The organism is Streptomyces sp. STAM6, assembly GCF_054963715.1.
In genome coordinates, this window is the sequence record NZ_JBUEFZ010000008.1 from 116,398 (window position 1) to 136,385 (window position 19,988).

20 protein-coding genes are annotated in these 19,988 nt (G+C 71.5%); 6 read left to right on the forward strand and 14 right to left on the reverse strand.

The features are described 5' to 3' along the window. Positions 1-701: 701 nt before the first annotated feature. Entirely contained in the window at positions 702-1,607 is a 906-nt protein-coding gene (locus ACY34K_RS12990) for a 5'-3' exonuclease (RefSeq protein WP_462746539.1), read from the forward strand. 56 nt (positions 1,608-1,663) lie between these two features. Continuing rightward, on the forward strand, positions 1,664-2,512 hold the full coding sequence (locus ACY34K_RS12995) for a siderophore-interacting protein (RefSeq protein ID WP_462746419.1): 849 nt from the start codon (positions 1,664-1,666) through the stop codon (positions 2,510-2,512). A gap of 105 nt (positions 2,513-2,617) precedes the next feature. On the opposite strand, the gene ACY34K_RS13000 is transcribed toward ACY34K_RS12995, so the two are convergent. Further along, on the reverse strand, positions 2,618-3,259 hold the full coding sequence (locus ACY34K_RS13000; protein ID WP_462746540.1) for a MerR family transcriptional regulator: 642 nt from the start codon (positions 3,257-3,259) through the stop codon (positions 2,618-2,620). 145 nt (positions 3,260-3,404) lie between these two features. Here ACY34K_RS13000 and ACY34K_RS13005 point away from each other — a divergent pair, with 145 nt between their 5' ends. Genes ACY34K_RS13005 through ACY34K_RS13015 form a run of 3 tightly spaced genes read left to right on the forward strand, consistent with a single transcriptional unit; the run spans position 3,405 to position 5,725 of the window. Beyond that, positions 3,405-4,277, forward strand: a complete 873-nt coding sequence (locus ACY34K_RS13005; RefSeq protein ID WP_462746541.1) for a hypothetical protein — start codon at positions 3,405-3,407, stop codon at positions 4,275-4,277. Continuing rightward, a complete protein-coding gene (locus tag ACY34K_RS13010; RefSeq protein WP_462746420.1) occupies positions 4,274-4,792 on the forward strand; it encodes an ABA4-like family protein in 519 nt (172 codons plus the stop codon). The genes ACY34K_RS13005 and ACY34K_RS13010 overlap by 4 nt, the downstream gene beginning before the upstream one ends. A 9-nt stretch (positions 4,793-4,801) precedes the next feature. Continuing rightward, a complete protein-coding gene (locus ACY34K_RS13015; protein WP_462746421.1) occupies positions 4,802-5,725 on the forward strand; it encodes an ADP-ribosylglycohydrolase family protein in 924 nt (307 codons plus the stop codon). A gap of 62 nt (positions 5,726-5,787) precedes the next feature. Here the strand turns inward: ACY34K_RS13015 and ACY34K_RS13020 are convergent, their stop codons facing one another. The 12 genes from ACY34K_RS13020 to ACY34K_RS13075 all read right to left on the reverse strand — a co-directional run bounded on the left by ACY34K_RS13020 (position 5,788) and on the right by ACY34K_RS13075 (position 17,961). Further along, positions 5,788-8,616 (reverse strand): DEAD/DEAH box helicase, encoded by a 2,829-nt coding sequence (locus tag ACY34K_RS13020; protein ID WP_462746422.1) that lies wholly within the window; start codon positions 8,614-8,616, stop codon positions 5,788-5,790. Positions 8,617-8,706: 90 nt separating this feature from the next. Further along, positions 8,707-9,597: a diacylglycerol kinase gene (locus ACY34K_RS13025; protein WP_462746424.1), complete on the reverse strand. Its 891-nt coding sequence runs from the start codon at positions 9,595-9,597 to the stop codon at positions 8,707-8,709. Positions 9,598-9,614: 17 nt separating this feature from the next. Continuing rightward, positions 9,615-10,517, reverse strand: a complete 903-nt coding sequence (gene tatC, locus ACY34K_RS13030; protein ID WP_462746542.1) for a twin-arginine translocase subunit TatC — start codon at positions 10,515-10,517, stop codon at positions 9,615-9,617. Between the two features lie 98 nt (positions 10,518-10,615). Then, on the reverse strand, positions 10,616-10,894 hold the full coding sequence (gene tatA / locus ACY34K_RS13035; protein WP_462746425.1) for a Sec-independent protein translocase subunit TatA: 279 nt from the start codon (positions 10,892-10,894) through the stop codon (positions 10,616-10,618). A gap of 214 nt (positions 10,895-11,108) precedes the next feature. After that, positions 11,109-11,306, reverse strand: a complete 198-nt coding sequence (locus ACY34K_RS13040) for a hypothetical protein (protein WP_462746426.1) — start codon at positions 11,304-11,306, stop codon at positions 11,109-11,111. A gap of 38 nt (positions 11,307-11,344) precedes the next feature. Beyond that, the gene (locus ACY34K_RS13045) at positions 11,345-11,599 is read right to left on the reverse strand and encodes a hypothetical protein (protein ID WP_462746427.1); all 255 of its coding nucleotides are present in this window, start codon (positions 11,597-11,599) and stop codon (positions 11,345-11,347) included. Between the two features lie 33 nt (positions 11,600-11,632). Further along, positions 11,633-12,601, reverse strand: coding sequence for a helix-turn-helix transcriptional regulator (locus ACY34K_RS13050; protein ID WP_462746428.1), 969 nt, complete (start codon positions 12,599-12,601; stop codon positions 11,633-11,635). Between the two features lie 16 nt (positions 12,602-12,617). Continuing rightward, the gene (locus ACY34K_RS13055; protein WP_462746430.1) at positions 12,618-13,574 is read right to left on the reverse strand and encodes a helix-turn-helix transcriptional regulator; all 957 of its coding nucleotides are present in this window, start codon (positions 13,572-13,574) and stop codon (positions 12,618-12,620) included. Between the two features lie 192 nt (positions 13,575-13,766). Beyond that, positions 13,767-14,141, reverse strand: coding sequence for an FKBP-type peptidyl-prolyl cis-trans isomerase (locus ACY34K_RS13060; protein WP_462746431.1), 375 nt, complete (start codon positions 14,139-14,141; stop codon positions 13,767-13,769). A 41-nt stretch (positions 14,142-14,182) separates the two neighbouring features. Next, on the reverse strand, positions 14,183-15,181 hold the full coding sequence (locus ACY34K_RS13065; protein ID WP_462746432.1) for an FKBP-type peptidyl-prolyl cis-trans isomerase: 999 nt from the start codon (positions 15,179-15,181) through the stop codon (positions 14,183-14,185). Between the two features lie 128 nt (positions 15,182-15,309). Continuing rightward, positions 15,310-16,671, reverse strand: a complete 1,362-nt coding sequence (gene pafA, locus ACY34K_RS13070) for a Pup--protein ligase (RefSeq protein ID WP_462746434.1) — start codon at positions 16,669-16,671, stop codon at positions 15,310-15,312. Between the two features lie 9 nt (positions 16,672-16,680). After that, a complete protein-coding gene (locus ACY34K_RS13075) occupies positions 16,681-17,961 on the reverse strand; it encodes an MFS transporter (protein ID WP_462746435.1) in 1,281 nt (426 codons plus the stop codon). A 126-nt stretch (positions 17,962-18,087) separates the two neighbouring features. On the opposite strand from ACY34K_RS13075, the gene ACY34K_RS13080 reads away from it, so the two are divergent. Further along, positions 18,088-19,131, forward strand: coding sequence for a LacI family DNA-binding transcriptional regulator (locus ACY34K_RS13080; RefSeq protein ID WP_462746436.1), 1,044 nt, complete (start codon positions 18,088-18,090; stop codon positions 19,129-19,131). Between the two features lie 80 nt (positions 19,132-19,211). Here the strand turns inward: ACY34K_RS13080 and prcA are convergent, their stop codons facing one another. Further along, on the reverse strand, positions 19,212-19,964 hold the full coding sequence (prcA, locus tag ACY34K_RS13085; protein ID WP_462746437.1) for a proteasome subunit alpha: 753 nt from the start codon (positions 19,962-19,964) through the stop codon (positions 19,212-19,214). Positions 19,965-19,988: the final 24 nt, after the last annotated feature.

The following is a 19,988-nucleotide window of genomic DNA, read 5'->3' on the forward strand; positions in this document are numbered from 1 at the left end:
AGCCGCCGGCCTCAGGGGGCGGTCGCGGGGATGCCGAACGGGGTGTCCGGCGGACAGGGCCGGTTCGGGGAGCGGCGTCATGCGGCTTCGGATCCGAGGCGGAGGAGTGAGCCGACGCGGTGGGGGCACCTGCCGGGCCCGGAGGGCTACGGACGACGCCGGGGAGGGAGTCGCGGGGCGCCGCGGGCCCGGCGTGATCCACCGGGCACCCCACGAGGGCGGGCCCCGCCGCCGTCGACGGGGCCCGCCCTGCCCACCATGGTGCTACTTCCCGGCCGCCTTGTCCCCTACCGGAGCCCCTGTGTCGACCGCACGGGGGTGTTGTTTCAGCCACGCCCGGACGGCCTCCCACTCCTGGCCCCTTCCGGCCTTCCGGATCTTCGCCCCCAGGCCGGTGACCTGCTGTGTTCCGCCACCCGGAAGCCTTCGGCCAGGCGCCGGCCTCCCGGTGGTCGGCCGTGGCGTACGCCCGCTTGGGCCCGGCCGGCATGCCGGGCGGCGAACCGTCGACGACCTCGTACCCGCCCTCCAGGCCATCCCCCTCGAGCACCTTGTCCTCGAGGATGCCCCTCATTCCGCCACTCGGCTCGATCCCGATGATGCGCCCCTTGAACTGCCCCGCCCCGCCAGGTGCCCCGGGCCGTCGTGCGACCCGGCTGTCGGTGGGGTGCGGCATGATCGGGGGTGTGACGCGACGCCTGATGCTCCTCGACACCGCCTCCCTGTACTTCCGGGCCTACTTCGGGGTTCCCGACTCCGTGAAGGCCCCGGACGGCACGCCCGTCAACGCCGTGCGCGGGCTGCTGGACTTCATCGCGCGGCTCGTCCAGGACCACCGTCCGGACGACCTGGTGGCCTGCTGGGACGCGGACTGGCGGCCGCACTGGCGCGTCGAGCTGATCCCGTCGTACAAGGCGCACCGCGTCGCCGAGGAGACGCCTGCGGGGCCGGACGAGGAGGAGATCCCCGACACCCTCTCCCCGCAGGTCCCGGTGATCGAGGACGTGCTGGACGCGCTGGGCATCGCCCGGGTCGGCGTCGAGGGGTACGAGGCGGACGATGTCATCGGCACGCTCACCGGCCGGTCGGCGGGCCCGGTCGACATCGTGACCGGGGATCGCGACCTGTATCAGCTGGTGGACGACGCCCGGGGCGTGCGGGTGCTGTATCCGCTCAAGGGCGTCGGCAGCCTGCAGACGACGGACGAGGCGTGGCTGCGCGCCAAGTACGGCGTGGACGGGCCGGGGTACGCCGACCTGGCCCTGCTGCGGGGCGATCCCAGCGACGGGCTGCCGGGCGTGCCGGGCATCGGCGAGAAGACCGCGGCGAAGCTCCTGGACGCCTTCGGCGACCTGGCCGGGATCATGGCGGCGGTGGACGACCCCGCGTCCGGGCTCACGCCTGCCCAGCGCAAGCGGCTGGACGAGGCCCGGGACTATGTGGCCGTCGCGCCCAAGGTGGTGCGGGTCGCCGCGGACGTACCGCTGCCGGACTTCGACCCCGAGCTGCCGGGCGAGCCGCGCGACCCCGCGGCCCTGGAGGAGTTGTCGGCGCGGTGGGGCCTCGGTGGATCACTGGAGCGTTTGCTCTCCACGCTCCGGAGATGAGTGTTAGCTTAGGCAATCCTAAGCAAGCGGCTTTTTACGGAGAACGGGGAAGCACCGTGGCGGAACAGCCTGCCCGCAAGACACCGACCACGCACGAGGCGCGCGTCGTGCGCACCGAGCGGCTCACCCCGCACATGGTGCGCGTCGTCCTCGGCGGTGAGGCGCTGGCGAGCCTCGGCGCGGACGTGTTCACCGACCACTACATCAAGCTGCTTTTCCCGCCGCGGGGGGTGACCTACCCGGAGCCCTTCGACACGGCGCGCATCCGTGAGGAGTTCCCGCGCGACCAGTGGCCCGCGACCCGCACGTACACGGTCCGGGCGTGGGACGCGGCCCAGCGGGAGCTGACCGTCGATTTCGTCGTCCACGGCGACGAGGGACTGGCCGGCCCGTGGGCCGCGCGTGCCCAGGTGGGCGAGGTCGTCCGCTTCCTCGGCCCCGGCGGGGGATACGCGCCGGACCCGGCCGCGGACTGGCACCTGCTCGTCGGCGACGAGAGCGCGCTGCCGGCGATCGCGGCGTCGCTGGAGCGGATGCCGGAGGGTGCCGTCGGGCACGCTTTCGTCGAGATCGCGGGTCCCGAGGAGGAGCAGAAGATCGCGACGCCGTCCGGCGTGGCGGTCCTCTGGGTGCACCGCGGCGACCGCCCGGTCGGCGAGGCCCTCCTGGACGCGGTGCGCGGACTGGAGTTCCCGGCCGGTGACGTGCACGCCTTCGTCCACGGGGAGGCCGGCTTCGTGAAGGAGTTGCGCCGGCACCTGCGCCTGGAGCGGCAGATCCCCCGTGAGCGGCTGTCGATCTCGGGGTACTGGCGCCAGGGCCAGACGGACGAGGCATGGCGTGCGGTGAAGCGCGAGTGGAACGAGCAGGTGGAACGCGAGCAGGAGGGCCCGGCAGCGGCCTGACCCCCGGAGCGGCGCCGCACGGTCGTGCGGCGCCGTTCTGTTTTCCGCGGCGGTCCGCCGGGGGGCGGGTGGGACCGCTCGGGTCGGGGACCGCCTCTGAGCGGCTCAGACGGAGCCCTGCTCGTCGCCGTACGTCTGGGCCGATGCGTCGACCTGGGCGAGCCGGCGCAGGGCCGTGAGCACCGCGTCCCCCAGGACCGAGCCGATCACCACGCTCTCCACCAGGTCGTCCCGGCCCACGTTGCGGGCCACGTACGCGAGATCGGCCGCCGCGACGCGCTCGGCGGCGGCCGCGTACTCGTCGAGCACCTCGACGAAGGCGCCGTGCCCGACACGGTCCAGTGCGGCGAGCGCCACCGCGAGCGACTCGGCCTTCACACTGCGCGGGTCCCCGCGCCAGCCCCGACGGGCGATCAGCTCCGCGACCTGTTCGCGGGCCGCCTCCAACTCGGCGTCGGGTTCGCCGCCGTGGCGCGGCACGATGCGACCGGTGACCTCGCCGAGCACCTTGTGCACCGAGCGGCCGGGGTCGTCGACGGCTTCGAGCACATCACGGACGCCCGCCACGGACAGCCCGCCCACGTCGAGCATGGCCCGGATCAGCCTCAGCCGGCGCTCGTGCGACTCGTCGTAGCGCGCCTGGTTGGGGCTGCTCAGCTCACCGGCATGCAGCAGCCCTTCGCGTACGTAGTACTTGATCGTCGCGACCGAGACTCCGGTCCTGCGGCTCAACTCACCGACACGCATGCCCTGCTCGTTTCTCCTTGCCAACACGTCACCCCATCATAGATAGTTTCACTATCGGATAGCGGAGAGCGCCGCTATCTATTCATGGGGGTGTCGTATGTCCTTACTCAAAATGCACCGGCCGCTGGTGGTCTTCTCCGGCGCGATGGTCGTCCTGGCCGTCGTCTCGGCCGTGGGGCTGGTCGTCGACAACCGGGTGCTCGTGGGCGCGCCGATCTGGTTCAAGCCGTTCAAATTCGCCGTCTCGTTCGTGGCGTACTGCCTTTCCCTCGCGTGGATGCTGTCCCTGCTCCCCCGCTTCCGGCGGACCGGATGGTGGGCGGGCACGGTGGTGGCCGTGGCCAGCGCGGTGGAGATGCTGATCATCACGGCCCAGGTGATCCGGGGCAGGCGCAGCCACTTCAACTCCGAAACGCCCTTCGACGAGGCGCTGTTCAGCGCGATGGGGGCCACGGTCGTCGTCCTGTGGAGCGCCACACTGGTCATCGCGGTGCTGCTCTTCCGTGCCCGTCTCGCCGACCGGGCGTCGGCCTGGGCGATCCGGTGGGGAGCCGTCATCGCCCTGGCGGGCGCCGGCATCGGCTTCCTGATGGTCCAGCCGGCCCCCGGCCAGGTACGCGGCGTCTCCAAGGTGATCGGCGCCCACAGCGTCGGCGTCCCCGACGGCGGCCCCTCGATGCCGCTGACCGGCTGGTCGACGACGGGCGGCGATCTGCGCATCCCGCACTTCGTCGGCATGCACGCCCTGCAGCTGCTCCCGCTCTTCCTGCTGCTGCTGCTCGCCCTGGCCCCTCGCTTCGCCCCACTGCGCGACGAACGGGTACGGCTGCGGCTGGTCCTGGTCGCCTCGGCGGTCTACGCGGCCGTCTTCGCCCTCGTCACCTGGCAGGCCCTGCGCGGCCAGCCCCTGATCCACCCGGACGGGACCACCCTCACGGCCGCGGTCCTGATCACGGCCCTCGCACTGGTCGGCGGACGGGCCGCCCTCCGGACACCCACCCTGGAGCCTGTGGCATGACGGTCTTCTTGTTCGAACTGTCCTTCTTCCTGGCCGCCCCGGTCTGGCTGCTGATGATCCTGGCACCCTCCTGGTCCTGGACCTCCCGGATCGCCACGTCCCCGCTGACGGTCGTCCCGATCCTCCTGGTCTACCTGGGCCTCGCGATCCCGGTCTTCCCGGAGCTCTGGACGGCGGTACGCGAACCGGACCTGGAGACGTTCCGTCGGCTGACCGCCCTCGCCGACGGCGCGGGCGCGATCTGGGCCCAGGTCATCGCCTGGGACCTGCTGATCGGTCAATGGATGTTCCTCCAGTCCCGTAAGCTCGGCCTTCACCCCCTGCTCACCGGCCCGCTGCTGGTCCTGACGATCCTGCTGTCCCCGATAGGCCTGCTGATCTTCCTCACGCTACGGGCGGCCCGTACCCGCACCCCCGTCCACGACCCGCCTGACAGGCCCGGCCCACACCTGGGGTACGACGCCACATTCGCCACACGCCCTGGGGGCCACCAGCCACAGCGGGCCGGCACCTAAGCTGTGCCGATGGATACGGATCGGGTCGTCGGAGCGGTTCTGGGCTCGGCCGTGGGTGACGCGCTGGGCGCACCTTTCGAGTTCGGGCCCAGGGGAGTGTTCTCTGAGCGCTTCCCGGACGGTGTCGGCGAGATGTGCGGCGGTGGCGGCTGGGACCCGGGTGAAGCCACCGACGACACGCAAATGGCCGTGCTGGTCGGTGAATCCCTGCTGGAGCGCGGCGGCCTCGATCTGCCCGATGTATTCGACCGGTTCCGCCGCTGGGCCGCGGCCGAGCCCAAGGACATCGGGCTGCAGACCGAGGCCGTCCTGATGAGCGGCGACTCGTGGGACCTCGCGGCCGCCCGGCACTTCCAGGTCAACGGCCGTGCCGCCGGGAACGGTTCGCTCATGCGGGCCGCCACGTCCGCGGTGTACTTCGCCCATGAGGGCGGCGCCGCCGCCATGGCAGCGGCCCGGCGGATCGCGGCGCTGACGCACGGGGACCGTGCGGCGTGGGAGGGGACGGCGCTGATGCACGAGCTGATCCGCGTCGCACTGCTGGGTGACGACCCGTCGGGCGCGGTTCCGGGGGCTCTTGCCTCGGTCCACCCCGACCACCGGGAGCGCTGGGCCGTCGTCCTGGACGCGCGATGGCATCCCGACGACGCCACCGAGTTCAACGGCGCCGTGTGGCCGTGCCTGGGCTCGGCGTTGTGGGCGCTGCGCACGACCGGATCGTTCGAGGAGTCCCTCGCTGCCGCGATTGATCTGGGCGGGGACACCGACACGGTGGCGGCGGTGACCGGGGCCCTCAGCGGGGCGGTGTACGGCGCGGGGGCGATCCCCTCGCGCTGGACGGAGCCGCTGCACGTCCCGCTGCCCGGGCACGGGGACCGGATCCTCGCCGCTCCGCAACTCGTCGCGCTCGCCGAAGGCTTGGGAGCGGCCTGAGCCGCACGGCCGGGGGCCGGCCGGATCGTGATCCGGCCGGCCCCCGCCGTCCCTCGTCGCGCTCAGCCCACCGAGCTGTAGGCCACGACTCCCCGCAGCAGTGCGTCCACGGCCTTGCGGGCGTTCTTCGCCACCGTGCTGTTCTCGCGGGGCGCGGCCGCCGCGATCTGTCCGAGGACGTCGATGACCTGCTTGCACCAGCGGACGAAGTCGCCCGCGGGCATCTCCGCCTCGCGGAGGACCTCGTCGAGGCCCTTGTCGGAGGCCCACTGGTAGGCGGCCCAGGCGAAGCCGAGGTCGGGTTCGCGCTGACCCACGCCTTCCGCCTGGTTGATCCTGAACTCCTCCTCCAGAGCGTCCAGCCGGCCCCAGATCCGCACCATCTCTCCGAGCGCGGCCTTGGCCCTGCCCGAGGGGAGCTTCGGTGCGACGGCGTCGTCGGCCTGGCGGGCCTCGTAGACCAGCGCCGAGGCACACGCGGCGAGTTCGGCCGGATTGAGCCCCTCCCACACGCCGTCACGCAGGCATTCGCTGGCCAGCAGGTCCAGTTCGCCGTACAGCCGGGCGAGGCGCTTGCCGTGTTCGGTTACCTCGTCGCCGCGGAGGTAGTCCATCTCTGTGAGGAGGGCGACGATGCGGTCGAAGGTGCGGGCGATGGTGTTCGTCCGTCCCTCGATGCGCCGCTCCAACTGCCGCGTGTCACGCTTCAGCCGGTGGTACCGCTCGGCCCAGCGCGCATGGTCCTCGCGCTCGTCGCAGCCGTGACAGGGGTGCGCGCGCAGGGCCGTGCGCAGCCGGGCGATCTCGCGGTCGTCGGCGGCCGCGGACCGCTTCTTGTGGTGCCGGTCGGGCACGATGTGCCCGGCCTTGGTGCGCAGTGCGGACGCGAGGTCGCGGCGCGACTGCGGGGAGCGCGGGTTGAAGGACTTCGGGATCCGCATCCGCTCCAGCGCCTCGACCGGCACCGGGAAGTCGATCGAGGCGAGTCGCTTGACCTGCCGTTCGGCGGTCAGGACGAGCGGGCGCGGCCCGTCGTGGTGGTCGAAGCCGCGGTGGCCGTTGGAGCGGCCGGCCGACAGGCCGGGGTCGAGGACGAGCGCCAGTCCGGCGTACTTGCCGGTCGGCACGTGGATCACGTCACCGGGCTTGAGCCTCTCCAGGGAGGTGGCGGCGGCCGCGCGGCGCTGGGCCGCGCCCTGCTTGGCCAGTTCGGTCTCGCGCTCCTTGAGGTCACGGCGCAGCTGCGCGTACTCCTCGAAGTCGCCGAGGTGGCAGGTCATGCCCTGCCGGTAGCCCTCGAGGCCCTCTTCGTTGCGCTGTACCTGGCGCGAGATGCCGACCACGGAACGGTCGGCCTGGAACTGCGCGAACGACGTCTCCAGCAGCTCGCGCGAGCGGTGCCGGCCGAACTGGTCGACGAGGTTCACGGCCATGTTGTACGACGGCTTGAAGCTGGAGCGCAGCGGGTACGTGCGCGTGCCGGCGAGGCCCGCGAGGTGTCCGGGGTCCATGCCGCGCTGCCAGAGCACCACGGCGTGGCCCTCGACGTCGATGCCGCGGCGCCCGGCCCGGCCGGTCAGCTGGGTGTACTCGCCCGGCGTGATGTCGGCGTGCTGCTCGCCGTTCCACTTGACGAGCTTCTCCAGGACGACCGACCTGGCGGGCATGTTGATGCCCAGTGCCAGGGTCTCGGTGGCGAACACCGCCTTGACCAGGCCGTGGACGAAGAGTTCTTCGACGACTTCCTTGAACGTGGGGAGCATGCCGGCGTGGTGGGCGGCAATGCCCCGTTCCAGGCCTTCGAGCCACTCGTAGTACCCGAGGACATGGAGGTCCTCTGTCGGAATCGACTCCGTGCGGGCCTCGACGATCTCGCGCACGCGCCGGCGTGCCTCGTCGTCGTTGAGCCGCAGCCCCGCGTACAGGCACTGCTGCACGGCGGCCTCGCAGCCGGCCCGGCTGAAGATGAAGGTGATGGCGGGGAGGAGTCCTTCGGCGTCGAGCCGCTCGATGACCTCGGGGCGTCCCGGCGTCCAGATGCGCGACCGCTGGCGGCGTTCCCGCTCGCGATCGGCCTCGCGGATCGTCTTGCCGCGCCGCCGGTCACGGCCGTTGAACGGCCGGGAGTTCTCCATGCGGGCGAGGCGGACCAGATCGGGGTTGACCTCGCGCCGGCCGGCGCCCCGGCCGCCGTGGTCGGTCTCCTCCTCGAAGAGGTCGTAGATCCGGCGGCCGGCCAGGACGTGCTGCCAGAGCGGGACGGGCCGGCTCTCGGAGACGATCACCTCGGTGTCGCCGCGGACGGTGTCGAGCCAGTCGCCGAACTCCTCGGCGTTGGAGACGGTCGCGGAGAGTGACACCAGGGTGACGGAATCGGGGAGGTGAATGATCACTTCCTCCCACACGGCGCCGCGGAAGCGGTCGGAGAGGTAGTGCACCTCGTCCATGACCACATAGCCGAGGCCGCGGAGCGACTGGGAGCCCGCGTACAGCATGTTCCGGAGCACCTCGGTGGTCATGACGATCACCGGGGCGTCCGAGTTCACGCTGTTGTCGCCGGTGAGCAGGCCGACCTTCTCCGGGCCGTACCGCTTGACGAGATCGGCGTACTTCTGGTTGGAGAGCGCCTTGATGGGCGTGGTGTAGAAGCACTTGCGCCGCTGCTCCAGGGCCAGGTGCACGGCGAACTCACCGACGATGGTCTTGCCGGAACCGGTCGGTGCCGCGACGAGCACTCCCTTGCCGGCCTCCAGGGCCTGGCAGGCCTCGATCTGGAACGGGTCCAGGTCGAAGTCGTACATGGCGCGGAAGGGAGCGAGCGCGGTTGCCTGCTCGGCGGCGCGCCGTCGGGCGGCCGCGTACGCTTCCGCGGGTGTGAGGTCTTCTGTCATCTTGCTATCGAGCCTACCCGCCGCCACTGACAGTCAGCCGATCTTTAATTGCCCTTGTGGGAACCGGCTCCGGGGCCCGTGACGGGAGCGCTACGGTGCGAGTACGCGCGCGGCCGCGGGCACGCATTCGGCGGTGAGCGGGAGGGGTCCGAGCGGCTCTCCGTCGGCGTATCCGGTGATGCCGGGGGCGGCCAGAGCGATCTTCGCGGCGCGGTGCACGGTGACCTTGGGGTGGGTGAGGTGGGTGCCCCGGTAGACGCGCGGGAACACGCGCAGCAGGGTGCCGCGGGAGCAGGGGCCGACGACGGTGATGTCGAAAAGCCCGTCGTCCATGGCGGCTCCGGCGCAGATGCGCATGCCGCCGCCGTAGGAGGGGCCGTTCCCGACGGCGACGAGGGTGGCCTCGACCTCGTGGACCTCGCCGTCGTCGAGGGTGATCCGGTACGGGACGGGCTTGAGTGCGGCGAGTTCGGCGATCATGGCGAGGTCGTACTTGGCGCGGCCGGCCGGCCATCGCATGCGGTTGCCCCGGTCGGTGACGCGCGAGTCGAACCCCGAGGCCAGCACGGTGCCGAACCAGCGCCCGGAGACCCGGCCGAGGTCGATGTCCCGGAAGTGTCCGCCCTTGAGCGCGTCGGCGGCGACGCGGGCCGCGGCGCCGGGGCTGCGCACGGGCAGTCCGAGCGCGCGGGCGAGGTCGTTGCCGGTGCCGACGGCGATCACGCCGAGTGGTGTTCCGGTGCCGGCGACGGCCTGGAGGGCGAGCGACATCATGCCGTCGCCGCCGACGGTGATCAGGGCTCCGGTCCCGCCGCTGACGGCGTCCCGGGCCCGCCTCAGCGCGTCGCCGGCGTCGCCGCCGAGGACGGTGCGCACGGAGAATCCCGCGTCCCGCAACGCGCGAGCGGCCGGTTGCGCGGCGTGCGCGCCCCGCCCGCGTCCCGCGGTCGGGTTGACGAAGAGGGTGATCTCGCTGGTCACCCGCCGGACCCTACCCGTCAGGTGATGTCGTCGTAACCGTTCATGCGGTGGCCGCGCGCCCCGTCGGACTCGCCGGTGGCCTGCTCGGGCAGGGCGCGGGCGGCGGGCACGGTCTCGATGTCGCCGATCGGCGCGGGCGTGAGGTCGAGGTCGGAGGCCTGGTCGTCGTCGAGCGCGGCGTCGGGGTCGCGACGGCTGCGGCGCTTGTCGTTGAGGAGGGCGATGCCGACCGCGATGAAGTACAGGATGATGATCGGGACGGCGAGCGCGAGCATGCCCACGGGGTCGGTGGAGGGCGTGGCGACCGCGCCGAAGACGAAGATGCCCATGATGACGCCGCGCCACCAGCCGGCCATGCGCCGCCCTGTCACGATGCCCGCCAGATTGAGCATGATCAGCAGGAGCGGCAGCTCGAAGGCGAGACCGAAGATCAGCACCATGCGGGTGGTGAAGTTCAGTACGTCGTCGAGGGAGAGGAAGTTGGAGGCGTCGTCGGGCGTGATGCTGATGAGGACCTTGATGCTCACCGGCATGACGACGTAGGCCAGCCAGGCACCGGCGAGGAAGAGGGGCACGGCGACGGCGCTGAAGTAGTACGCGTACTTCTTCTCGTGGCGATGCAGTCCGGGTGCCACGAAGGCCCACAGCTGGTACAGCCAGACCGGGCAGGAGCCCACGACACCCGCCAGGAGGATCACCTTCACCGTGGAGGTGAACGGCGACAGCATGGTCTGGTAGGCGATCACCGCGCACCGGCCGCCGGTCCCGGGGTCCCCGGGCGGACACTTCGGCACGGGCTTCGCGAGGAGGTGCATCAGATCCTGGCTGAAGAACGCGGCGGCGATCGATACGATCGTGATCGCCAGCACGGCCTTCACGAGCCGGTTGCGGAGCTCGCGCAGGTGGTCCGCGAGCGGCATCCGCCCCTCGGGGTCCTTCTCCTTCTTACTGCGGGCAGGCTTGAGCAACCCACGTCCTCATCTCGTGCGGCAGGCCGCCGGCTGCGCGGCCTTGGGGGTCAGCGCTGGGTGGTGTCGGACGGCTCGGTGACCGGGCGGGCGCTGGTCACGTCGCCGGGCGCGGCCTTGATGGTGCGCTGGGCCGGGGGCTGGTCGGCCGGCGGGTCGGCGGGGGCGGGCTGCTGGCCCTCCGACTTCATGGCCTTGGCCTCACTCTTCAGGATGCGCGCGGACTTGCCGAGCGAACGGGCCATCTCGGGCAGCTTCTTGGCACCGAAGAGCAGCACGACGACGAGGAGGATGAGAATGATCTCGGTGGGGCCGATCTGTCGGAACATAAGTGTGTCTACCTTCTCACCGAGGCGGCTTGGGGCGGGCTGTCGGCCGAGGGGGCGGACCCTTGTCCGAACCACGACCAGCAGCGATCGTAACGCGCACGGGTAAACGCCGGGCAATCCCCGTGCGTCCTGCGGTTTGCGGCCGGTGCCCGGAACGTCCGTGCCACGACCAGCAGCGTACCCCTCGCCCGGGAGGCGGAGGAGACCGCTGGCGTCATCGCAGGGTTTCGCCGGATCGGGCGAGATCGGTGGCCGCCCGCTCCAGATCCTCGGCCGCGCGGTTGATTCGCTGTGTGGTGTGCGCCACTTGACGGCCGAGCCGCTGGGCCTCGATGAACACACGGATCCCGAGGACTCCGAGGACGGCGATTCCGAGGAATCCGAGGGCGATGGCGAGCATGGGCCAGAACATGCGCAGAGCCTAGACGTTGCGGGACGGTGGGACGGTCTTCAGACGGTGGAGTGGAGGCGCAGCGTCCGCACTCCGCCACCGGTGAGGAGTTCGACGATCCGCTCGCCGGCCGGTTTGCGCACCGCGGAGCCGCACTCGGGGCAGGTGAAGGAGTAGAACGTGGTGCGCCTGCTGGCGCCGATCGCGAGGCGCAGTGAGCCGGCGGAGAGTTCGAACCGGGCGCGGCACTCGGGGCAGGCCGCCTTGAAGAGGACCGGGGCCAGCGGCGTCGAGATCCCGGGCATCACGGACATATCCCTCAATTCCCTCAACTGGCTCGACTGTGCTTACTCGTTGTCGTCGTACGCGGCGAGCGCCTCGGCGGCGGCCCGCCGTGCGCTGAGCGCCAGGTCCGGCGGGGAGACGATGCGCCCGTCCCGTCCCAGGCGCAGGGCGAGCCTGCGCAGCGACGCCGGGTCCGGCGTACGCAGGGTGATGCGCAGGCCGCCGTCCGGCTGTTCCTCGGCGCTGTCGTGCGGGTAGTACTCGGCGACCCAGCGGCCGCCCGGCCCCACCTCGACCACGACCTCGGGATCGTCCGCCGACGGCTGGACGAGCCCTTCCGAGAGGTCGCGCAGCTCGATCTCGGGCGGCGCGGAGGGCTCGTCGAGGAGACGGATTTCGGCCACCCGGTCGAGGCGGAAGGTGCGCCGCGCCTCGGACAGGCGGCACCAGGCCTCCATGTAGGTGTGGCCGACGGCGAACAGCCGGATCGGGTCGACCTCGCGTTCGGTGAGCTCGTCGCGTGCGGGCGAGTAGTAGCGCACCCACAGCCGACGGCGCTCGGAGATGGCCCGGTCGACCTCGGCGAAGACGCCGCCCTCGGACTCGAACGTCACCGACAGGCGGGAGCTGGCACCCGCCGCCTCACCGGCGGCCGCCTCCAGCTTCGCGGTGGCGCGCAGCAGCGCCTCGCGGTCGCCCTCGCGCAGTCCGGGCAGGGTGGCGACGGCCCGGGCGGCGACCAGCAGGGCGGTCGCCTCGTCGGCCGCGAGCCGCAGCGGCTCGGCCGTGCTCTCGCCGGAGGCGTCGGGGTTGCGCCACCAGATCCGGTCACCGTCGGTGTCGATGTCCAGCAGGTCGCCGCCCCGGAAGCTGGTGCCGCACATGGGCAGCACGTCGAGGTCGGAGATCAGCTCGTCCTCGGTGATCCCGAACGCCCGGGCGACGTCCACGACGTGCGCGCCGGGGCGCTCGCGGAGATAGGTCACCAGCGAGAGCATCCGCCGGGTCTGGTCGATCGCGTTCGCGGCCATCGCTTCTCGTTCCCCCTCAGCCCTTGGCCACGGCGCGCAGCCGGTCCACCACATCGGCCCGCAGATCCGCGGGTTCCAGCACGACGACGTCCGGCCCGAATTCCACCAGCCAGGCGTCCAGACCGTGTCCGTACGGGATCTCCAGCTCGTCCCAGCCGTCGCCGAGCTCCCGTGACGACAGCGCCCGGGCCCGCAGCGGGTAGCCGGAGTCGGCGCGCAGCCGGATGAGCGCGGAGCGGGTCGCGGTCTCCCCCGCCCACCGCTCGACGGTCTCGCGGACGGTCGAGACGTCCGGCACGGGCGCGGTGAAGGCACCGGCCCTGGAGCGGACGCGGCCGGTGATCCGGGAGAGCCGGAAGACCCGCTCGGCGCCCCGGTCGCGGTCCCAGCCGGCCAGGTACCAGTGGCCTCGCCAGCACTCCAGCGTCCAGGGCTCGACCTGGCGCGTCTCGGGTCGGGCGGCGTTGGCCTTGCGGTACTCGAAGACGACGGGCCTGCGGTCGCGGCAGGCCAGCATGAGCGGCTCGAAGGCGGCCTCGTGGACGGGGATGCGCGGTTCGAGGGCGCTGTGCGCGGTGTCGTAGCTGTCCTCGGCCTCGGGCATACCGGCGGCGCGGAGCTTCTGCAGGGCGCCGCTGGCGGCGCCGGCGAGGCGGGCCTGCTGCCAGACCTTGGCGGCGAGGCCGAGGGCGGCGGCCTCCTCGGCGTCGAGCTGGATGGGCGGCAGCCGGTTGGAGTCGCGCCGGGCGAGGTAACCGGTCTCGCCGTCGAGGTTCTCCACGGTCTCGATGACCAGGCCGAGTTCGCGCAGATCGTCCTTGTCGCGCTCGAACATCCGGTTGAAGGAGTCGTCGGAGCCGGCTTCCATGTAGGCCTCGATGGAGCCGCGCAGTTCACGCTTGCTGAGGGGGCGCCTGGTTCCCAGGAGGCACAGCGCCAGATTCATCAGCCGCTCGGCCTTGGCAATGGCCATCGACGCCCCGCACCTCTTCTTATGGACTCACTTTTTCCCGCTCAACGTACCGCCCCGGGGTGTCGGGGCAAAAGCCGAGGGGCGAAGGGCGGCTCCCGGAGGGTTCCGCCGGGAGCGGGGCGGTAGACGGAAGGGCCCGCACCGGCAGGCGCGGGCCCTTCCGGGTGACCGATTCCGGTCGGGTACGACCGGTCAGACGGCGACCAGGTCGCAGACGAAGATCAGCGACTCGCCGGGGGCGATCCGGCCGCCGCCGGCGCCGGTGTCGCCGTACGCCAGGTGCGGCGGGATGACCAGTTTGCGCCGGCCGCCGACCTTCATGCCCTGGACGCCCTGGTCCCAGCCGGCGATGACCTGACCGGCACCGAGCTGGAACTGCAGCGGCGTGCCGCGGTTCCAGGAGGCGTCGAACTCCTCGCCCGAGGAGAAGGCCACGCCCACGTAGTGGACCTTGACCATGTCGCCGGCCTTGGCCTCGGGGCCGTCGCCCTCCCAGATGTCCGTGATCTCCAGATCGGTGGGCGCCGGGCCCTCCGGGAAGTCGATCTCGGGCTTGTCGATGTTCACGTAAGTGCTCCAACTACTCGTCTGCAAGCAACGGGACAGTCTTACATTGCGGCGAGGATGTCGACGACGAACACCAGCGTCGAGTTGGCGGGGAGCTCGGGACCCTTGTCCTGGTCCTTGTAGGCCTGGGCCGGCGGGATGACGAGCAGGACGCGGCTGCCGACCTTCTTGCCGACGAGGCCCTTGTCCCAGCCCTCGATGACCTGGCCCTGGCCGATGATCGTGTCGAACGGCTTGCCGGCGTTCCAGGACGAGTCGAAGATCTTCGCCGGGTCCTTGCCCTCGTTGATCTTCCAGGCGGCGCCGGTGTACTGCATGTACACCCGCTGGCCGTTCTTCACCTCGGGGCCCTTGCCCTCGATCAGGACGTCGCTGACAAGCTTCGCCGGCGGGTCGTTCTTGGGGATCCGGATGATGGCGGGCGCCTCCTTCGAGGCGTCGATCTGCGGCAGGTCCGCCGGGATCTCCTTCTGCTGCCCCTCGACCTTCTTCGGCATGATGCTCTTGATGTCGAGCACGAAGATCAGCGTGTCGGTCCCGGCGACGCCGATCTGCGGGTTGCCGGTGGTCCCGAAGGCGGCGGCGGGCGGGGCGACGACCAGGACGCGGCTGCCGACCTTCTGCCCCACCACCGACTGCGAGAAGGCCGGGATGATCTGCGGCGACCCGGCCGTGATCACCTGCGGCACGCCGCCCTTGTCGTAGGAGCTGCCGAGGTCCTTGCCGCCCTTCCAGATCTTCGCGGTGAAGTCGGCGACGACGAGGTCGTTCTTCTTCACCTCGGCGCCGCTGCCCGGCGTGACCGTGTTCACGACGAACGACTTGCTCGGCTCGCCCTTGGGGACGGTGATGGCCGCCTTCTTGCCGAAGGCCCCGGAGACCTGCGGCATCGGGTCCGCCGACGCGACGGGCTTGGGCGCCGCCGTCTGGGCGGCCTCGGGTGACGAGGACGCGTCGTCCGTCTTCTTCTCGTCCTCACCCCCGCAGGCGGTCAGCAGCAGGGCGGGCACGATGAGCAGGGCGGCAAGTCGGCGTCGCACGGTGGTCCTCGGGGGGTTGGTGGGATGTCGGTGCCCGTCACTCTACGGCCCCCGCTCCCCGCACCCCGCGTACGGCGTGCGCGGGGCCCCGCACCGGTCGGTGCGGGGCCCCGGGTGCCTGCGCCGGATCACATGCCGGCGATGAGCTTCTCCACCCGGTCGTCGACCGAGCGGAAGGGGTCCTTGCACAGTACGGTCCGCTGCGCCTGGTCGTTCAGCTTCAGGTGGACCCAGTCGACCGTGAAGTCCCGGCGCTGCTCCTGGGCGCGGCGGATGAAGTCGCCGCGCAGCCGCGCCCGGGTGGTCTGCGGGGGCACGGACTTGCCCTCGAAGATCTTCAGGTCGTTGCAGATACGGGCGGCCTGTCCCTTCTTCTCCAGCAGGTAGTACAGCCCGCGGCGGCGGTGGATGTCGTGGTAGGCGAGGTCTATCTGGGCGACCCGGGGGTGCGACATGGTCATGTTGTGCTTGGCCCGGTAGCGCTCGAGCAGCTTGTACTTCATGACCCAGTCGATCTCGGTGCCGATGCGGTCGAGGTCCTCCTGCTCGATGGCGTCCAGGGTGCGGCCCCACAGTTCGAGGACCTGGGCGACCGTTCCGGTGCGGATCCCGCGCCGGTCGACGAAGTCCACGGCCTTCTCGTAGTACTCGCGCTGGACCTCCAGGGCGGAGGCCTCCCGCCCGCTGGCCAGGCGCACCTTGCGCTGGCCGGTGATGTCGTGGCTGACCTCCCGGATGGCCCGGATCGGGTTCTCCAGGGTCAGGTCGCGCATGACGGTGCCCGCCTCGATCATGCGCAGGACGAGGTCGGTGGCGCCGACCTTGAGCAGCATGGTCGTCTCGGACATGTTCGAGTCGCCGACGATGACATGGAGGCGGCGGTACCGCTCGGCGTCGGCGTGCGGTTCGTCGCGCGTGTTGATGATGGGCCGGGAGCGGGTCGTCGCGGAGCTGACGCCCTCCCAGATGTGCTCGGCGCGCTGGCTGACGCAGTAGACGGCGCCGCGCGGGGTCTGCAGCACCTTCCCGGCGCCGCAGAGCAGCTGCCTCGTGACGAGGAACGGGATGAGGATGTCCGCGAGTCGCGAGAACTCTCCGTGGCGGGCGACGAGATAGTTCTCGTGGCAGCCGTAGGAGTTTCCCGCCGAGTCGGTGTTGTTCTTGAAGAGATAGACGTCGCCCGCGATTCCCTCCTCGTGCAGGCGGCGTTCGGCGTCGACGAGCAGGCCTTCGAGAATGCGCTCGCCCGCCTTGTCGTGGGTGACCAGCTCGGTCACGTTGTCGCATTCGGGCGTTGCGTATTCCGGATGCGATCCCACGTCGAGGTACAGGCGGGCGCCGTTCCGCAGGAAGACATTGCTGCTGCGGCCCCATGACACGACACGGCGGAAGAGGTAGCGCGCCACTTCGTCAGGAGACAGTCGGCGCTGTCCCCTGAACGTGCACGTGACGCCGTACTCGTTCTCCAGCCCGAAAATGCGGCGGTCCATGACTGAACATTACGCCTGATGGCCTGTGCTGAAACCGGGTTCGACAGCACCGTTTCGATCATTTTCCGATGCCGCCACGCCATCCGGGGTGTGTTGTGACGTACTGTGCGGAACTCCCAGTACCCGCCGGGTCGCCAGCAGAACCAGCAGCGCGGTGAATCCGCCGGCGCCGGCCACGGCGAAACTCGCGGGGGTGCCGGCGAGCTGGACCACCGGGCCGGCCACGGCCGTTCCGGCGGCCGCCCCGACGCCGAACGTGGTGACCAGCCAGGAGAACGCCTCGGTGACCGTGCCGCGCGGCGCGTGCCGGTCGACCACGATGAACGCACAGGCGATGGCGGGTGCCAGGAACACCCCCGAGACGGCGGCCAGGAGGGTCATGGGCAGCACACCGGGCGTGAGCGTCAGGGGCAGGTAGCCCAGCGCCAGCAGGGCGACGAGGGCGCGCAGCCGGCGTTCGGGGGCGCCGGCCCACTGACGGGCGCCGTAGCCGAGGCCTCCGATCAGGGCACCGAGACCGAGTGCCGCCATCAGCCAGCCGTAGACCGACTCGCGGCCGTGGTCCTCGGCATAGGCGTAGGCGGCGACGGTGATGGAGCCGAGGGCCAGGCCGACGAAGAAGAAGGAGCCGAGCAGGGCGAGCAGCCCGGGTGAGCGCAGGGCGCCCAGCCAGTGGGCCTCCCTGGGCGCCGAGCGCCATGCGCGGGAGGGCTTGGACATGACGACGGAGAGGGCCCCGAGCACGCCGATGGCGTTGATGGCGAGCACGGCGGCGGCGGGCGACCAGAGGGCGACGAGCAGCGTCACCAGGAGGGGACCGACGGTGAACATGACCTCCTGGGCGACCGCGTCCATGGCGTACGCGCGGTGGACCCGGTCCTCGCGCCCCAGGACGCTGGGCCACAGGGCGCGCAGGCCGCCTTCGAGGGGCGGGGTGAACAGCCCGGCGACGGCCACGGCCGCGCAGGCGAGGAGGAGGGGCTGGAGGCCGCAGAGGACGAGCAGCGCCATGCCGAGCCCGGAGACGACGGCGGCGGGCAGCTGGACGCGTGGCTGGCCGTGGAGGTCCACGGCGCGGCCGAGGAGGGGCTGCCCGACGGCGTTGGCGATGCCGTACACGGCGGCGAGGCCGCCGGCGAGGCTGTAGCTGCCGCCCTCGGCCCGGGTGAACACCATGATCGCGATCGGTCCGGTGCCGTTCGGGAGCCGGCCTATGAGGGTGCCGGCGAGCAGCCTCGCGGCGTGGGGCGCCCTGAGGATGTCGCCGTATCCGCCGACCGACGCGGCCATGTACTGCCCCCTCTCCCCCGGCTCCCCGAGGTTTTACGTATAACGTCCTGCGTCATACGTACCATGACGGCATCCCGCGGGTCCACCGCGCGGGCGTGATCGTCGAACTGCGTTGCGGAGGTATGTGTGAGGAACCCGGACACCGCGGCCGGCGGTCCGTCCGCCGAGGGCCTCGCCGCCAGGCCGACCAGCCGGGACGTCGCCAGGGCGGCCGGGGTCTCGCAGGCCACGGTGTCGCTGGTGCTGGGTGACAAGTGGCGCGGGCGGGTGTCCGAGCGCACCGCCCGGCTCGTGCGGGAGACCGCAGACGGGCTCGGCTACCGCCCCAATCTCGCGGCCCGCCATCTGCGGCTCGGCCGCACCAGGACGGCGCTGCTGGTGGTGCCCGCGCTGACGAACGAGTTCTTCGCCCGCGTCTACACAGGTGCGGCCGAGGTCGCCGACCGGCACGGTTTCGGTGTGGTGCTCTACCCCTCCCCGGAGGGGGTCGGTCCGGCGAGGGACCCGTTCGCCTCGGCGCGGGCGGCACTGGACGGGGTGATCGCCTCGTCGATGGCCGCCCGGGCGCTGGAGGCGATCCGGGGCACGGATCTGCCACTGGTGATGCTCGACAGCGATCCCGCCGATCCGGGGGCGGCGGCCGGGGTGAACCTCGATGTGGCGGACGGCATGCGGCAGGTGACGGAGCATCTGCTGGGCCTCGGTCACCACCGGTTCCTGCATCTCGCCTCGGCGGTCCCCACCTGGACCTTCGACGTGCGCGGCCGGGCCCTGGACGAGGCGCTGCGGGACGCCGAGGTGCGGACGGTGCGCGCCCCGCTGGACGTGCACGGCGCCCGGGAGGCCGCCGAACGGGCGCTCGCCGCCCCCGGCCCCCGTCCCACGGCCGTCGTCTGCGACGACGACATCCTGGCCGCGGGGGCCTGCAAGGCGGCCCGCCGCCTCGGGCTGCGGGTGCCGGAGGACGTCTCGGTGACGGGCTTCGACGACCTGGCCCTCGCCACGGCGGTCGAGCCCGAGCTGACGACCGTCCGTCTGCCCGCGGAGCGCATCGGTGAGCGCGGTATGGCGGCGCTGCTCGCGGTGCTGGAAGGCCGTGCCGCGGACACGGACGATCTGCCGGTGACCCTGGTGGTGCGGGGCTCGTCGGGCCCGCCGCCGGCCCACTGAGGCCTTCTGACGGCCCCCTGGACACCGGTGCCCCGGTCCGCACGGGCGGACCGGGGCGTCATCGGCGGCGAGGCGCGGGGCTACTCCTCCTCGGCCTCGTCGGACGGCGCGTCCGTCGGGGTGGCCGCCGCGCCGTCCGCCTCCAGCAGCCGGGCCAGCTGACGTCCGACGATCCGCTTGAACTTCCGCTGCTGCGGTCTCGTACGGTCCAGGACGGCCACCTCCAGCCGCTCCGCGGGGATCTCCCGCTCACTGCCGTTGGTGTCCCGGGACAGGGCCTGGACGGCGAGCTTCAGCGCCTCGGCGAGCGACATCCCGTCACGGTGCCGCTGGTCGAGGAAGCTGCTGATCTGTTCGGCGTTCCCGCCGACCGCGACCGAACCGTGCTCGTCCACGATCGACCCGTCGTGCGGCAGCCGGTAGATCTGGTCGCCCTCGGGGGAGACACCGACCTCGGCGACGACCAGCTCCACCTCGTACGGTTTCTCACCGGCGCTGGAGAAGATCGTGCCCAGGGTCTGGGCGTAGACGTTGGCGAGTCCACGGGCCGTCACATCGTCACGGTCGTAGGTGTATCCGCGCAGGTCCGCGTAGCGCACACCGCCGATCCGCAGGTTCTCGTACTCGTTGTACTTGCCGGCCGCGGCGAAGCCGATCCGGTCGTAGATCTCGCTGAACTTGTGCAGCGCGCGGGACGGGTTCTCACCGACGAACACGATGCCGTCGGCGTACTGCAGCACAACGAGGCTGCGTCCACGGGCGATGCCCTTGCGGGCGTACTCCGCCCGGTCCTGCATGGCCTGTGCGGGCGAGACATAGAACGGCGTCGTCACCGGCTATCCGTCCCTTTCTTCGGA